Origin of the sequence: Xanthomonas sp. GPE 39 (genome assembly GCF_000963005.1) — a bacterium.
In the GTDB taxonomy this organism is placed as follows: Bacteria; Pseudomonadota; Gammaproteobacteria; order Xanthomonadales; family Xanthomonadaceae; genus Xanthomonas_A.
In genome coordinates this window covers 1,331,808-1,347,357 of sequence record NZ_JZHZ01000007.1, presented here as the reverse complement: position 1 = coordinate 1,347,357, position 15,550 = coordinate 1,331,808, and the positions used below count along the sequence as shown (strand labels likewise).

The 15,550-nt window shown below is 62.2% G+C and carries 10 protein-coding genes; 7 read left to right on the top strand and 3 right to left on the bottom strand.

Features of this window, described 5'->3' with window-relative positions:
• Window positions 1-5 precede the first annotated feature (5 nt).
• From XALGPE39_RS05650 to XALGPE39_RS05640, 3 genes are read left to right on the top strand one after another with little or no spacing between them, the layout of a single operon-like run.
• Entirely contained in the window at window positions 6-1,061 is a 1,056-nt protein-coding gene (locus XALGPE39_RS05650) for a quinone-dependent dihydroorotate dehydrogenase (protein ID WP_045727340.1), read from the top strand.
• Window positions 1,058-2,098, top strand: a complete 1,041-nt coding sequence (gene murB / locus XALGPE39_RS05645; protein ID WP_045727339.1) for a UDP-N-acetylmuramate dehydrogenase — start codon at window positions 1,058-1,060, stop codon at window positions 2,096-2,098. Before XALGPE39_RS05650 ends, murB begins: the two co-directional genes overlap by 4 nt.
• A gap of 32 nt (window positions 2,099-2,130) precedes the next feature.
• The gene (locus tag XALGPE39_RS05640) at window positions 2,131-3,000 is read left to right on the top strand and encodes a DMT family transporter (RefSeq protein WP_045728999.1); all 870 of its coding nucleotides are present in this window, start codon (window positions 2,131-2,133) and stop codon (window positions 2,998-3,000) included.
• Window positions 3,001-3,247: 247 nt separating this feature from the next.
• On the opposite strand, the gene ispG is transcribed toward XALGPE39_RS05640, so the two are convergent.
• Complete coding sequence (gene ispG, locus XALGPE39_RS05635) at window positions 3,248-4,513, bottom strand: flavodoxin-dependent (E)-4-hydroxy-3-methylbut-2-enyl-diphosphate synthase (RefSeq protein WP_045727338.1); 1,266 nt, start codon at window positions 4,511-4,513, stop codon at window positions 3,248-3,250.
• Between the two features lie 126 nt (window positions 4,514-4,639).
• Between ispG and XALGPE39_RS05630 the strand changes: the two genes are divergently transcribed.
• The 3 genes from XALGPE39_RS05630 to XALGPE39_RS05620 all read left to right on the top strand — a co-directional run bounded on the left by XALGPE39_RS05630 (window position 4,640) and on the right by XALGPE39_RS05620 (window position 8,314).
• Complete coding sequence (locus XALGPE39_RS05630; RefSeq protein ID WP_045727337.1) at window positions 4,640-5,863, top strand: ATP-binding protein; 1,224 nt, start codon at window positions 4,640-4,642, stop codon at window positions 5,861-5,863.
• Window positions 5,860-6,420, top strand: coding sequence for a response regulator transcription factor (locus tag XALGPE39_RS05625; RefSeq protein ID WP_045727336.1), 561 nt, complete (start codon window positions 5,860-5,862; stop codon window positions 6,418-6,420). Before XALGPE39_RS05630 ends, XALGPE39_RS05625 begins: the two co-directional genes overlap by 4 nt.
• A 106-nt stretch (window positions 6,421-6,526) precedes the next feature.
• A complete protein-coding gene (locus XALGPE39_RS05620; RefSeq protein WP_045727335.1) occupies window positions 6,527-8,314 on the top strand; it encodes a sensor domain-containing phosphodiesterase in 1,788 nt (595 codons plus the stop codon).
• A 34-nt stretch (window positions 8,315-8,348) separates the two neighbouring features.
• Here the strand turns inward: XALGPE39_RS05620 and XALGPE39_RS05615 are convergent, their stop codons facing one another.
• Both XALGPE39_RS05615 and XALGPE39_RS05610 read right to left on the bottom strand, forming a co-directional pair.
• Window positions 8,349-9,911, bottom strand: coding sequence for a sodium/sugar symporter (locus XALGPE39_RS05615; protein ID WP_045727334.1), 1,563 nt, complete (start codon window positions 9,909-9,911; stop codon window positions 8,349-8,351).
• Window positions 9,912-10,090: 179 nt separating this feature from the next.
• Window positions 10,091-12,643, bottom strand: a complete 2,553-nt coding sequence (locus tag XALGPE39_RS05610; RefSeq protein WP_343123027.1) for an exo 1,3/1,4-beta-D-glucan glucohydrolase — start codon at window positions 12,641-12,643, stop codon at window positions 10,091-10,093.
• Between the two features lie 782 nt (window positions 12,644-13,425).
• Here XALGPE39_RS05610 and XALGPE39_RS05605 point away from each other — a divergent pair.
• The gene (locus XALGPE39_RS05605; RefSeq protein ID WP_045727333.1) at window positions 13,426-15,210 is read left to right on the top strand and encodes a type IV secretory system conjugative DNA transfer family protein; all 1,785 of its coding nucleotides are present in this window, start codon (window positions 13,426-13,428) and stop codon (window positions 15,208-15,210) included.
• Window positions 15,211-15,550 lie beyond the last annotated feature (340 nt).

The following is a 15,550-nucleotide window of genomic DNA, read 5'->3' as shown; positions in this document are numbered from 1 at the left end:
TCACCATGTATTCCCTTGCTCGACCGTTTCTATTCGCCCTCGATGCCGAGCGCGCCCATTCCCTCGGCTTACGCGCGCTCGAACTGGCCTATCGCACCGGCATCAACCCCCTGTTGGCGCCAGCGATCACGCCGATGCCCACGCAGGCCTTCGGCCTGACGTTTCCCAATCCGGTTGGGTTGGCCGCGGGCCTGGACAAAAACGGCGAGCACATCGATGCGCTGCTGGCGCTGGGCTTTGGTTTCGTCGAGGTCGGCACCATCACCCCACGGCCGCAGGCTGGCAATCCCAAACCGCGCATGTTCCGCCTACCGCAGCAGCAGGCGGTCATCAATCGCCTGGGCTTCAACAACCTCGGCGTGGACGCTTTGGTGCGCAACGTCGCGCGCGCGCGCCGCCAGCGCGGCCTGCTCGGGATCAACATCGGCAAGAACAAGGACACACCCAACGAGGAGGCCGTGAACGACTACCTGCATTGCCTGGAAAAGGTCTATGCGTTAGCCGACTACGTCACGATCAACATCTCCTCGCCCAACACTGCCGGCTTACGCGAATTGCAGGAAGAGCAAGCGCTGCGACACCTGGTTGCACGGCTGCGCGAGGCACAGGAAACACTGGGCGCGCGCCATGGCAGACGCGTGCCGATGCTAGTGAAGGTCGCCCCGGATTTGAGCGACCGAGATATCGATGCGGCAGCGCGCGTCTTGTCGGATCTGCAGGTGGACGGAGTGATCGCCACCAACACCACTATCACCCGGCCTGGCCTGGAACACGCCCCGCTCGGCGGCGAAAGCGGCGGCCTGTCCGGAGCGCCGCTGATGGAACAATCGACACTGGTGCAGCGCCGGCTGCGCGCTCGCCTGCCCGAGGCGATCCCGCTGATCGGGGTCGGCGGGATCCTCTGCGGAGCCGACGCCGCGGCCAAGATGGCTGCCGGCGCGGCACTGGTGCAGTGCTATAGCGGGCTCGTATTCCGCGGACCGGAATTGATAGGCGAATGCGTCGAGGCGATACGCCGACGCCGCGAAGCACCCAGCCCTGGATCGGTGACCACGCCATGAGCAAAACCTGGTCGCTCACCGCCAACGCGCCGTTGCAGGCGCTCAACACCTTCCACGTGACCGCGCAGGCTCCATGGCTGCTGCAGATCTTCGCTCCCGAGGCGTTGCCGGAAGCGCTGCTGGCACCGCAACTGTCCGGCGCGACGCTGTTGCCGCTAGGCAGCGGCAGCAACGTGCTGTTCGCTGGCGATGCACCCGGCGTGGTGTTGTCGTTCTGCAACCGCAACATCGACACACTGGAACATCGCGTGGATTACGCCATCGTCCGCGTCGGCGCTGGCATGGGCTGGCACGAGTTGGTGGTGTGGTCGCTGGCACAAGGTCTGTCCGGCCTGGAAAATCTCGCCTTGATCCCCGGCACGGTCGGTGCCGCCCCCATCCAGAATATCGGTGCTTACGGCGCACAGGTCGAAGAGTTCATCCACGTCGTGGAAGCCTACGACCGTGCCGATGCACAGTTCGTGCGACTGGACGCGGCGGCATGCGAATTCGGCTACCGCGACAGTCTGTTCAAGCGCCAGCCCGACCGTTATTTGATCGTCGCGGTGGAATTCAGACTACCGCGCCTGCATGCGCTGCGCATGGACTACGCCGGCATCGCCGAGGAACTGGAGGCGCTGGGCATTACCACGCCGAGCGCGCCCGACGTGGCCCAAGCGGTCATCAACCTGCGTCGGCGCAAGCTGCCCGACCCAGACGTCCTCGGCAACGCCGGTAGCTTCTTCAAGAATCCGCTGCTGCCGCTGGAGCAGGTACAGGCGCTGCAGCACGCGCATCCGGAGCTTCCGGTATTCCCCAGCGACGACCCGATGCAGCGCAAGCTCTCGGCCGCCTGGTTGATCGAAGCCTGCGGCTGGAAAGGCCATCGCGACGGCGATGCCGCGGTGTCCGCCGCGCATGCGCTGGTGCTGGTCAACCATGGACACGCCAGCGGGACGGAATTGCTGGCGCTGGCGCGGCGTATCTCCGCTTCAGTACGCGAACGTTTCGGGGTCATCCTGGAACCGGAACCGCGCATCGTCGGCGCACAGTGGTAAGCGTGCCCACACCGCTGCGCGCGGCCGTCTTGATGCTGCTCAGCACGATGAACTTCGGGCTGATGGTGGTTGCCATCCGGTTAGCATCGGCGCAGCTAGCAACAGTGGAAATCGCCTTCTTCCGCAACCTGTTCGGCCTGCTGTTTCTGCTGCCGATGCTAGTGCGTCCAGGCCAGCCGCTGCCGCGCACGACGCAGTTGCCACGCTACCTGTTGCGCACGGCGATCGGGCTGGTATCGATGCTGGCCGGTTTCTGGGCGATTGGTCACCTCCCGTTATCGCAGGCGATCGCCCTCTCCTATTCCAGCCCGTTGTTCGTCACCCTGGCCGCGGCGCTGTGGCTGGGCGAGATCGTGCGCCTGCGTCGCTGGCTGGCGGTGCTGTGCGGCTTCATCGGGGTGCTGATGATCGTTCGCCCCGGCGCCACCAGTTTCAGCGCAGGCACCCTGGTCGCGGTGTTGGCCGCGCTGATGAGTGCGTTGGTCGCTATCCAGATCAAGCAACTGACGCGGGTCGATAGCGCCAACACTGTCGTGTTCTACACCTACGCGTTCTGGCTGCCAATGTCGCTGCTGCCTGCGCTGTTCGCCTGGCAGTGGCCGCATGGCATCGCCTGGTTGTGGCTACTGGCAACCGGCCTGTTCGGCACCTTAGGGCAACTGCTATGGACACGCGCGCTACGCTTGGGTGAGGTTTCGGCCCTGATCCCGATCAGCTTCATCCAGTTGCCGCTGGTAACGCTGTTCGGCTGGTGGCTGTTCGGCGAGTCGCCGGATCGCTGGACGGTGCTCGGCGCGGCGATCATCCTCGCGGCCAACGCGTATATCGCCCATCGCGAAGCGCTGCTGGCGCGGCGCGCGGCAAATCAGCAAAAGAGCGCAACGGACACGCTCGACGCCTAGCCCACTTCGCGGCACAGATCGCAACAGACATCGCCGACATTTTGTTGGCGACTCCAACCGCGCACAGGCCAAGGCGACTTGCAGCGCGGATAGTCAACCGATCACCGCCTATCAACGCGATGAAAAGCGCCCGCTTAGACAGACGACATCGAGCAAAAAAGTGCGCTAACAAATGCGATGTGCCGCGTGCACGCCGAGCAACTTGCGCCGCCAATGACACCCACTGGCGGCGTTCCCAGCAAAGGATTCACACAGCCCGACGCAGATAAGTGCGCTCGACATAATCGTCGATCAACGCAACGAACTCTTGGGCGATGTTCTCGCCACGCAAGGTGACGGTTTTTTCTCCGTCGATGAAAACCGGTGCCGCTGGCGCCTCACCGGTACCGGGCAAGGAGATACCGATGTTGGCATGGCGCGATTCGCCCGGCCCGTTGACCACGCAGCCCATCACCGCCAGGGTCATGTTCTCAGCGCCAGGATGCTGGATCTTCCATTCCGGCATTTTCGCGCGCACATGGTTCTGCACCACTTTGGCCAGTTCCTGGAAGAACTCGGAGGTGGTGCGACCACAGCCCGGGCAGGCGGTGACCAGCGGCGTGAAAGCGCGCTGACCGGTGGTTTGCAGCAGTTCCTGGGCGACGATCACCTCCTGCGTGCGCGACTGCCCCGGCTCCGGAGTCAACGAGATACGAATGGTGTCGCCGATACCTTCCTGCAGCAGGACCGCCAATGCCGCGCTGGAGGCCACGATGCCCTTGCTGCCGATGCCGGCCTCGGTCAGGCCCAGGTGCAGAGCGAAATCCGAACGCTGCGCCAGATCGCGGTATACCGCGATCAATTCCTGCACCCCGCTGACCTTGCAACTGAGCACGATGCGGTCGCGGCCCATCCCTAGCTCAACCGCGCGCTCGGCCGAATCCAGCGCCGAACGGATCAACGCCTCGCGCAGCACCCGCGCGGCATCCCAAGGCACCGCGCGGTGCGAGTTCTCGTCCATCAATTGCGCCGCCAGCGCCTGATCGAGCGAGCCCCAATTGGCGCCGATCCGCACCGGCTTATCGTATTTCAGTGCAAATTCGATCAATTGGGCGAATTGAGTGTCCTTCTTCTTGCCGAAGCCGACATTGCCGGGGTTGATCCGGTACTTGGCCAGAGCCTGCGCGCAGGCCGGCTCTGCGGCCAGCAACTGGTGACCGTTGTAGTGGAAGTCGCCGATCAACGGCACCTCGACACCCATCATCCGCAGCTTATCGACAATACGCGGAATCGCTGCAGCCGACTCGGGATTGTTGACCGTCAACCGCACCAGCTCCGAGCCGGCACGCCACAACTCCGCCACCTGTTTGACCGAAGCGGCCACATCGGCAGTGTCGGTATTGGTCATCGACTGCACCACGACCGGCGCGCCAGCGCCCATGGTGACGCCGCCGATACGCACCGGCTGGGTGAGACGACGCGGGCCGGGCGCGGCGTCGGCGAGAGGGGCGGAACGGCTGGCAGTGTCGGACATTGCCACATTTTAGCCTGCAAGGCCGCGTGGCGCCCCATTGCCAAGATGTCGGCGATTCAGCCAAACGGCACGCACCGGAACCGGTAATCACAAGCCGCCCCGCTCCGGACGCATACGATACGGGGCATGGACTCCACCGACGCTTCCTTCCTGCGCACCCTGTGCAGCCTACGCTGGCTTGCCACTGCCGGGCAGGCCGCGACGATCCTCCTGGCAACCTGGCCAATGCGCTTGCTGTTGCCGCAGGCGCCGCTGTGGGCCGGCGTCGCCGTGCTGGCGCTGTTCAACCTGTATGCACAGTTACGCCTGCGCCATACCGCCGCGGCCACCCCAGCCACCGCGTTCGGTCATATTCTGGTGGACGTCACCGTACTGACCTGGATGGTCGGCTGGAGCGGAGGGATCGGCAACGCCTTCGGCTCCCTGTTCCTGGTGTTGATCGCACTGGCGGCCCTGGCCCTGCCACTGCGCTGGGCCTTGGCGGTGGCAGTGGCCTGCATGAGCGGCTACGCGGTCAGCGCGCTGTTCGGGCTGCCACTGCCGCGCGGTCCGTATCAGGCGTTGGACCTGCAACGCTGGGGAATGGCCGCCAACTTCCTGTTGTCTACCGTCGTGGTGCTGGTGTTTTCCACCCGTCTGGCGATGGCCATGCGCGCGCGCGAACGCGAACTGGCCCTGTTGCGAGAGCGCTTTACCCGCAACGAGGGCATCGTCGCCTTGGCCACCCATGCCGCGTCGGTCGCGCACGAATTGAACACGCCGCTGGCGACCATGACCCTGCTCACCGACGATATCGCCGAGCAGAGCACGCAGCCAGAGTTGCGCGAGGATTTGGACACGCTGCGGCAACTGCTGGTGCAGTGCCGAGAACGGGTGCTGGCACTGGCGGCGCCGGCACAGCGCGCGGGCGCAGGTATGATCTCCCTGGCGCACGTCCTGCATCAATGGCAACTGGTGCGACCGACCGTGCAACTGCACCGCAACGACGATGCGCCTTTACAACTGCGCATGGAAAGCGCAATCGGCCACTTGTTGCAGGTACTACTGAACAACGCCGCCGACGCCGGCGAACGCGCCGGTCAGCCACGCGTGGACCTGAACGTACACGTCACCGGCAGCGAATTGATCGGCGAGGTACGCGACTATGGTGGCGGCTTCGACGCCAACCAGGTCGGACTGCCGGCCACTCTATTTCGTAGCGGCAAACCCGACAGCATGGGCGTAGGCTTGGCACTGTCTCATGCGACCATCGAGCGTCTGGGCGGCGAACTGTGGACACAGCCCGCTTCCGGTCACGGCACACGGGTCGGATTTCGCCTGCCACTGCTGACTCTGGAGACCTCCGCATGACCACCGACACCCCACTGGGCCTGCTGGTCGACGACGATCCGTTGTATCTGCGCACTCTGCAACGCACCCTGGCCCGCCGAGGCCTGGAAACCCACACCGCCGACAGCACGGTCACGGCATTGACGCTGGCCACGGCCAACCAGCCGGATTACGCGCTGATCGACCTCAAGCTCGGCGACGAATCCGGCCTGGAGCTCATTCAGCCGTTACGCGCGATACGCGCCGATATGCTGATCCTGCTGGTCACCGGTTACGCCAGCATCGCCACTGCGGTGGAAGCGATCAAACTCGGCGCCGACGACTATCTACCCAAACCGGCAACCGTGCCGATGATCCTGCGCGCGCTCGGCCTGGAAGCCGATGACAGCGAGGACAGCGACGATGTGCCTGATGCCATGACCCCGCTGAGCCGCCTGCAGTGGGAACACATACAGCAGGCCATGCACGAAACCGGCGGTAACGTCTCCGCCGCCGCACGCCTGCTTGGCATGCACCGCCGCTCCTTGCAACGCAAACTCGCCAAGCGCCCCAGCCCCAAACGTGATCCGCCACACTAAAAGCATGCGCTCCACCGCGTCGGCGCTCCAGCGCCTGACATGAATGCTGCTCCCCATCCCCCTCCATCACTGCTCAAGCACCCTCCCCCAAGGCCGCTAACTCAGCATGTCAACACTGACTCCCCCCACACTGCTGGACGAACCTACAAGACTGAATGTCCTGCAGCAACTCTGCCTGCTGGACACCCCGGCGGACCTCGTCTTCGATCTGATCACGCAATTGGCCGCACGTCACCTGAATGTGCCAATCGCGATGGTGTCGCTGGTCGACGAGCAGCGCCAATGGTTCAAGTCCAAGATCGGTGTGGACACCACAGAAACCCCGCGCAGCCAGGCGTTTTGCGCATATACGATCCAGAGTACGGAACTGCTGGTGGTGCTCGATGCGCGGGAAGATCCGCGCTTTCGCGACAGCGCACTGGTGACCGGCCCACCATTCGTGCGTTTTTATGCCGGCGCGCCGCTGCTGATGAAAGACGGCGCCAACCTGGGCGCGTTGTGCGTGGTCGACACCGAACCGCGCCAGGACTTCGACGAGACATCGCGCAAGACCATGGAAAACCTGCGCGACATCCTGATGATCCGCATCGACGCCCTGCGCAACGCCGGATTCATCGACCCGCTCACCGAACTGCCCAACCGTCTGCGCTTCAACGAAGACCTGACCATGTGGCTTTCGCTACAGGGCACGCAGCAGCACAACACCGCAGTGGCCGTGGACGTGTGCGGAACCAAGTATTTCCGCGAGATGGTCAAGGCGCTGGGATGGGAATACGCCGAGGGCTACCTGCTGTCCTCACGCGACCGGCTGGTGCAGGCACTGAATGGGATACCGCTCTATCGTATCGACACCACCACGTTCGTGTTCGTGATCGAAGGCAGCGACGAGGACAAACTGGCGCAATGGTGCGATCACGTCTGCGACGCCTTCACCTTGGCGATCGACCACCAGGGCATCCCGCACGTGGCGACTCCTTCGCTCGGCGCGGTATACCTGGACGGCGGATTGAGCGCCAACCATACCCTGCGCTCGCTGACGACCGCCGTGGATATGGCACGCCAGCGCGGCTTGCGCTGGAGCCTGTACGAACTCAGCCATGACGCCAGCCAGCGCAGCGCATTCCGAATTCTGGCCGCGCTCCCGGAAGCACTGAGCGCACAAGGCCAACTGAGCCTGCACTACCAACCGCGAGTGAGCATGCACACCGGTGCCTGCATCGGAGTGGAAGCGCTACTGCGTTGGGAGCATCCACTGTTGGGAGCGGTCGCACCCAACAACTTCATTCCACTGGCAGAAAAGACCGCGTTGATGCCGCAAATCACCGCCTGGGTGCTGCAAACCGGTATCGCCCAGGCTGCGCTGTGGCAACAGCGTGGATATCGCTTCGCCGTGTCGTTGAACATCTCGGCGGTGGATCTGGAGCAAGCGGATTTCATCGCCAACCTGCGCAGCCTGCTGGCACAACATGCAATTGCACCGGGCGCCATCGAAATCGAGTTCACCGAAAGCGCGATGATCCGCGATCCGCAACGGGTCGCCGAACAACTGCAACAGATCAGCGCACTCGGGGTGAAAATCGCCATCGACGACTTCGGCACTGGCTACAGCAACCTCGGTTACCTCAAAAGCATCCCCGCCGACGCCCTGAAGATCGACCAATCGTTCATCCGCACACTGCCCGCGAGCCGCAGCGACAGCGTCCTGGTGCCCGCGATGATCCGTCTCGGCCACGACTTCGGCCAGCAGGTCGTGGCCGAGGGCATCGAAAGCGAAACCGTGTACCAGATGCTACGCGACTGGGGCTGCGACGAAGGCCAGGGTTACTGGATCGCAAAACCAATGCCGGCCGCCGCGCTGGACGTGTGGCTGGAAACACCCTGGCACGGCGCGTGAACGCGCCGCGCCACCGCCCCTCGCCCGGCAGCAATCACCAGAACACCGCGTAGAGCGCAATCAGAATCGCGATGACCACCGTGGCGCCGAGCTTGAAGCCGAGCGCGGTGGCGTAGCGCACGTCGTCGGTACGGATCAGGTCGCGCGCCGGCGCCTGGGGAGTCAGCAGCGACACCAGCACCGCCGACAGCAGCGACAGCACGAACACCAGCCCGATGCGGTCCATGAACGGCAGTTCCGGCCACAGCTTTTTCAACACGACCGACAACAGGACCGAACCGACCGCCGCGCTCAGCGCACCGGCTTCGTTGGCGCGCTTCCAGAACAAGCCGAGCATGAAGATCACCACCACGCCCGGGGTGAAAAAGCCAGTAAATTCCTGGATAAACTGGAAACCCTGGTCGAAATTACCCAATAGCGGGCGCGCGGCGAGAATGCCGATCAACACTGACGACACGGCGGCAACGCGACCAACGCGCACCAAACGTTTCTGCTGGGCCTGCGGGCGGAACTTGGCGTAGAAATCCAGGGTGAAGATGGTCGCCACCGAATTGATCTTCGATGCCAACGAGGCCACGATCGCTGCCACCAACGCGGCGAACACCAAGCCGAGCATGCCACTGGGCAATAGTTGCATCATGGTCGGATAAGCCTGGTCGGGTTTGCCCAGCGTCGGCGCGAGCATCACCGCCGCAATGCCCGGCACCACCACCACCAGCGGCATCAGCAACTTCAGAAAAGCGGCGAACACGATGCCTTTTTGCGCTTCGCCGATGTTCTGCGCCGCCAATGCGCGCTGGATGATGTACTGATTGAAACCCCAGTAGCTGATGTTCATCACCCACATTCCGCCGAACAGCACGCTCAAGCCTGGCAGATCCTTGTAGAAGGGATTGTCCCTGGACAGGATCATGTGGAAGTGCTCCGGATGCGCGCTCCATAGATGCTTGAAGCCGGCCAGCACGCCGGCACCATCGCCGATACGCGACAAGGTCAGCCCAGCGACCAGCAAACCACCCAGTACCAGCAAGGTGACCTGCACAATGTCGGTCAACGCCACCGCCTTGAGGCCACCGTACAACTGATAGACCAGAGCGAACATACCGATCATGACCAGCGCCAGAGTCTGATCCATGCCCGTGATCTGGCTCACCGCAATCGACCCCAACCACAAAATCGAGGTCAGGTTGACGAACACGTACAGCAACAACCAGAACACCGCCATCAGCGTGCGGACCCACTTGCCGTAGCGTTGTTCCAAAAACTGCGGCATGGTGTAGATGCCATTGCGTAGAAACACCGGCAGGAAGAACTTGCCGACGATCAACAAGGTCAGCGCCGCCATCCATTCGTAGGAAGCGATTGCCAGACCAATCGCATAACCTGAGCCGGCCATGCCGATGATCTGCTCGGCGGAAATGTTGGCGGCAATCAACGAGGCGCCAATCGCCCACCATGGCAAGGTCTTACCGGCCAGAAAATAATCCTCAGCGCTCTTTTTATGACCGCCTTTCTCCCGCGACACCCACTGTGCCAGGGCGAAGATACTCACCAGGTACACCACCACGATCGCTACATCCAACTTCGCCAAACCCATGGCGTTCTCCTACGAGCCTCGGCCCTGTCGCATCGTTGAATACGACGCCACCCGCTCGGGCAGCGCACCTTTATCTCACCTTGCCCGGCCGCATCGCACGCAGCGAACATCGTCGGAAATGCGACGATGTTCGTGTCCGGCCTGGCTGCGCGCGCATGCCAGCACCACAGATACGCCACTCAATGCAGCGGACAATCAAGCACGCGTTGTGCGTCGTTGCTGGAACCCAGCGCGATCCGCGAGACCGAAAGATCCAACGCAGCATCGCTCTCGATCACAGGCAAGCGTTCGAGTTTGGTCAGGTCCGCACCGGCGACCGCGAAGCACTTCAGCGGCACTCCCAGCGTGTGCCATTCGCCTTTGGGCCACGCGGCCAACGCCTTGTTCCATGGCACCTGCGCCGCGCAGCCATGCCCGCAATTGACCCCGATGCCCGATGCACCCGCCGGCAGCGCATCCACCTTCATGGTCAAAATCAATTGCAGATCGCCATTGCTCTCGCGCGAGACATCCAACGTCTTGGGCAGCACCAGCGCCAACGCCGCCTTGCCCTTACCCGACCACACGAAACGACGTGCGTCTTCCTGCGCTTTGTAGTCGATCGCGGTGACCTTCAGCGTGCCATCGGCCAGCGCCGCCGGCATTGTCGCCGCCGGCAGATTGGCCTGCGTGGCGCCCTGCAGAATCAGGTTAATGCCCGCCGCCGGCTTGCCGCGTTCCAAGTACACCCCGCCAACCGCCTGCGCGCCGGACACGCCGGAGACCTCGGACAGACGATTCAGATCGCCCTTGTCGGCATAGGTCAAACCAGCGCCGAATGCGAACTGGGGATTATAGTTTTTCTGCCCGACATTATTGGCGTACTGCACCGCCGAACGCGGCCAGGAATAGCTGAGCTTGCCGTGGAAATCGTTCTGCACCTGCCCATCGGGTTTGCGCAGCAACACATCGGCAATACCGCCGCCTTCCGATCCTGGCAACCAGGCAGCGACGAACGCATCGGCGGCGTTGATCTCGCGATTCACCCACAACGGACGTCCACTCAGGAACACCGCCACGACCGGGATCCCATCGGCCTTGAGCTTCTTGATCAATTGCAGATCGCTGTCGTCACCGGGCTTGTACAACAGCGTGGCGATGTCGCCCTGGAACTCGGCGTAGGGATTTTCGCCAAATACCACCACCGCGACGTCGGGCTTATCTTTGTACTTGCCGTCGACTGCCAATTCGGCGCTGCCACCGGCAGCCTGGACCTGCTCCCGCAATCCCTCCCAGATGGTCGCAGCATGCGGATAATCGGCACGTTTGGTGCCGGTGCCCTGCCAATTCAGGGTCCAACCGCCGCATTGCTTGCCCATGTCGTCGGCACCGTCGCCAGCGACCAACAGCCGCGTCTGCGGCTTGAGCGGCAACAGATGGTTATGGTTCTTCAACAACACCAGCGACTCGCGCACCGCCTGACGCGCCACCGCACGGTGCTCAGGCGCCCCGAGCAGTTCGAACTTGCCACCGAGCGGACGCTGCGACGGCTTGCCGGCCTCGAATAGACCCAGCCGCAGCTTCACACGCAAGATCCGCCGCACCGCGTCGTCCAGCCGCGCCATCGGAATCTCGCCGGACTTCACCGCCTTCAGCGCACTGTCGTAGTAGCCCTTCCAACTATCAGGTGCCATCAACATGTCCACGCCGGCGTTGAACGCCGCCGGACAATCGTCCTTGCGGCAACCGGGAACCTGGGCATGGCCGTTCCAGTCACCGACCACGAAACCACCGAAATGCATCTGCCCCTTCAGCACGTCGGTCAACATGACCTTGTTGCCGTGCATCTTGACCCCGTTGAAACTATTGAACGAGGCCATCACCGATTGCGCACCGGCGGCAATCGCCGGCGGATAACCAGCACCGTGGATGTCGCGCAACTGCTGCTCGCTGACCCGGGTATCGCCCTGATCCTTGCCGTCGGTAGTGCCGCCATCGCCAAGGAAATGCTTCACCGACGAAACCACATGCCGGCCATCGAGGAAACCCGGCTGACCGGGCACGCCTTGCAGGCCCTCGACCATCTTGCCGGCAAAACTGGCTACCACTTCCGGCGATTCCGAATAGCCCTCGTAGGTGCGGCCCCAGCGGTCGTCCTGCGGCACCGCCACAGTCGGCGCGAAGGTCCACTCCATCCCGGTGGTGCGCGTCTCGGCAGCGGTGACTTCACCGATCTTGCGCATCAGCTCCGGGTCGCGGGTCGCACCAAGACCGATGTTGTGCGGGAACAGCGTGGCACCGACGATATTGCTCTGCCCGTGCACGGCATCGATGCCGAAGATAATCGGGATTGCCGGACCGGAACCGGTCTTTTCCATCGATGCGCTGTAATACGCATCGGCCAACGCCAGCCACTGCGCCGGACTGGCGTCGTATTTGCCACCGGGATCGGAGTTGCCGCCGGCCAACACCGAGCCGATGTGATATTTGCGCACATCCTCCGGGGTCATGCTGGCGATATCGCCCTGCACGATCTGCCCGACCTTTTGCTCCAGCGTCATCTGCGCCATCAACTTGGTCAGGCGCGCCTCCAGCGCCTGGTCTTCCGGCAACGGCCAGGCCGGCGACGGCCACAGTGCCGGATGGATCGTCGGCGTCGCGGTGGTCACAGCCGCTGCCGGAGCAGCAGCCGAAGAACGTCCAGCCGCCCCAGCCGCCAAGGCCAACAGACCCAGTCCAGCAACGACGGTCAACGTATTACGAAGCGGCGCGATCACGCCAGCAAACTGTGTATACAAGCAACTTTCTCCCAGGAACGACAAACGTATGCCAGACAGCGATCACTTCGCCCCCCGCGATGCGCGACTGGCGCCTACGCTTCCCGAATCGCCAAGAGGCTGTCAACCGCGACACGCGATATGCCATGGTTGTAGATGGATATCGACTAACGCTATATCGATGGGATATCCACATTGGCTGTTCTATGCCGCACTTGCATGCGTGGCAGTGGCGGCAGCACCACCGACGCAACCACGCTTTTGCTGCGCCGCAATATGGACGAATTTGTAGACTGCGCACATGCGCGATGCCGCTGGCGCGAAGCGTGGGCGGGAATGACGAGCCCAAAGCGGGCCGAGCGTCCACGTAGAACGACATCTGCATGCGGCATACGTCGTCACTGCACGACGCATCTGTACACGACATATCACGAATCAGGCAGGATCAGACGTGCCGCGCATGTCAGCGGGCCCATACGCCACCTCAACTCACGCGCACTGGCATGGGGACATGGCATGTCACCAAAGCGCCGACGCTGCTCCCTACAGCGCGACCTCCACTGGCGTTGACCATCCCTGGACGCGGAACAGCTCAAGCTCAGCGGCAAGTGCACTAACCCGGGTAATCACTTGAGAAGCTAATCGCCCCCCCACTACCATGGATTGGACCAGAATGAGTCTACGGTCCGATCAAGTGCACCATACTCAAAACCGTATGGTGCGAACCGCCACAATGGATTGAATAAAGGATCGTCAATATGGGAATGAAGGCCCGTTTCGGAACCGCCCTGGCATTACTCCTGCTCACCGCATACGCGGGCCTGTACCTGTCCGGCTACATCACCTTACTGCTGCTCAAGCTCAACATCCCGCTCGCGTGGAACACCTATCTCCAGTACGTCCGCGTCCTGGATCTGCCTCAAGTCCAACCGTATGCGACGAAAATCAAACTCGGTGGCATGCTGGGCTTCAGCCTGACCTTCATCGTGTGGCTGCCGTTGACCGCCATGCTGCTGCGATTGAACCGCCGGGATGAATCCCTGCATGGCGATGCCGGTTTCGCCAGCCTGCACGATATGAAGCGCGCCGGTCTGCTGGAGAAAAAACCCGAAAGCGTCATCGTCGGCAAGTACCGGGGACGCCATCTCTACATCAACGGCGCACTCCACGTGATCGTGGTGGCGCCTACCCGCAGCGGCAAAACCACCTGCATCGCCATGCCGGTGCTGTTGACCTACGAGCACTCGATGTGCGTGCTCGACATCAAGGGCGAATTGTTCAAGGAAACCAGCGGTTGGCGCGCCTCGCAGGGACAGCGCATCTACAAGTTCGCCCCCTATGCCACCGATGGCAAAACCCACCGGTTCAATCCGCTGTCCTTTGTCAGGCCGAGCCAGTACATCGCCGACCTGCAAACCATCGCTGCCATCCTCTACCCCGACGACGCCGGAAAGGACCCATTCTGGGCGACTCAAGCCCGCGCCATCTTCGTCGCGTTTGCCTCGTTCATGTTCGAAAAATGGGAAGACATGGAACGTATGGGTTACCCAGGAACCAACGCACAAGGCCAGCCCGACCCCCAAGCCCCTCTGGATCCCAACGTAGACCCTAGGTTTCCGAGCTTAGAACGCATCCTGCGGCTCTCTTCCGGTGCGGGGAGCCAGAGTGTCAAGGAGATCGTCGAAGACTGGCTGTCGGAGCCAGGTCAGCAGCAATTCTCCTTCATCAGCGAGCAGACCCGCACCACCCTGCGCAACCTGATCGGAATGGCCGAGCAGACCTTCTCCAGCGTCGTCGCCACCATGCAGGCACCGCTGCAGCAGTTCCTGAATCCGATCCTGGCGGCGGCCACCAATGCCACCGACTTCGACGTGACCGCCATCCGCAAGCGGAAAACCACCATCTACACCGTCATTCCCGCGCAGAAACTCGACGAGAGCGGCAAGTTGTTGAACATTTTCTTCAGCACCGTGATCGGCAACAATCTGGACAAACAACTAGGCGATGAGCCGTCACTCAAGTACCAGATGTTGATGCTGATGGACGAATTCACCGCGATGGGGCGCGTGGACGTGTGGGCCAAACGGATTTCGATTTCGGCCAGCTATGGGGTGCGCGACCTGTGCATCATCCAGAGCAACGCGCAACTGCGCTCGGTCTATGGCGAACACGATGCGCAGAACTTCACCACCAACCACGCCGGCAGCGTGGTCTACACCCCGCGCGAACAGGCGGACGCCAACGCCTACAGCGAGCAATTGGGATTCAAGACCATCCGTCGCAAGCACCGCTCTCACGGCAGCGGCGCGCAAGGCAGCAGCTACAACATCAATTACACCGAAGAAAAACGCGCGCTGATGCTACCCCAGGAACTCAAGGAACTGCCCAGCGACGACGCGCTGCTATTCCTCGAAGGATGCAAGCCGATCCGCTGCAAGAAGAACTGGTTCTTCAAGGATAGTTTCTTCAAGCAGCGCATCCGGCCGCCGGTGGAGATTGCAAAGATGGGCGCGGCACCTGATAAGCCACCTGAGGCGAGCTAGGGTGGGGAGTGAACGCATTTATCGAGGGCATCGCAATGCGCCAAAAATTCCGCTCAACTACAGACCTGTCCCTATATCGGAGTGATTTATGAAGAGGATCTGTAGATTAGTATTATCAAATCATTCCAATCGCGAGGACGGAAAATATGAAAAAATGCATTAATAATCAGTTGATCCGTAGAAAAATCGGCTTCGCAATCGTTGGATCGGCACTAGGCTTGTCACTTGTAAACGCCAGCGCAGTCCAACCAACGGCCAGGCATGTTGTGCCTAGAGCGTGTTATGAACTTTGAAGTAGAGACGTTGCATTTCCAAGCATGAGCATTGAGAAGACGACGAA

Excerpts from the sequence above, each read along its gene's own strand:
- XALGPE39_RS05620 (WP_045727335.1), top strand. The coding sequence starts at position 6,527 with ATGTCAACACTGACTCCCCCCACACTGCTGGACGAACCTACAAGACTG.
- ispG (WP_045727338.1), bottom strand. The coding sequence starts at position 4,513 with ATGTCCGACACTGCCAGCCGTTCCGCCCCTCTCGCCGACGCCGCGCCC.
- XALGPE39_RS05630 (WP_045727337.1), top strand. The coding sequence starts at position 4,640 with ATGGACTCCACCGACGCTTCCTTCCTGCGCACCCTGTGCAGCCTACGC.
- XALGPE39_RS05650 (WP_045727340.1), top strand. The coding sequence starts at position 6 with ATGTATTCCCTTGCTCGACCGTTTCTATTCGCCCTCGATGCCGAGCGC.
- XALGPE39_RS05640 (WP_045728999.1), top strand. The coding sequence starts at position 2,131 with ATGCTGCTCAGCACGATGAACTTCGGGCTGATGGTGGTTGCCATCCGG.
- murB (WP_045727339.1), top strand. The coding sequence starts at position 1,058 with ATGAGCAAAACCTGGTCGCTCACCGCCAACGCGCCGTTGCAGGCGCTC.
- XALGPE39_RS05625 (WP_045727336.1), top strand. The coding sequence starts at position 5,860 with ATGACCACCGACACCCCACTGGGCCTGCTGGTCGACGACGATCCGTTG.
- XALGPE39_RS05605 (WP_045727333.1), top strand. The coding sequence starts at position 13,426 with ATGGGAATGAAGGCCCGTTTCGGAACCGCCCTGGCATTACTCCTGCTC.
- XALGPE39_RS05615 (WP_045727334.1), bottom strand. The coding sequence starts at position 9,911 with ATGGGTTTGGCGAAGTTGGATGTAGCGATCGTGGTGGTGTACCTGGTG.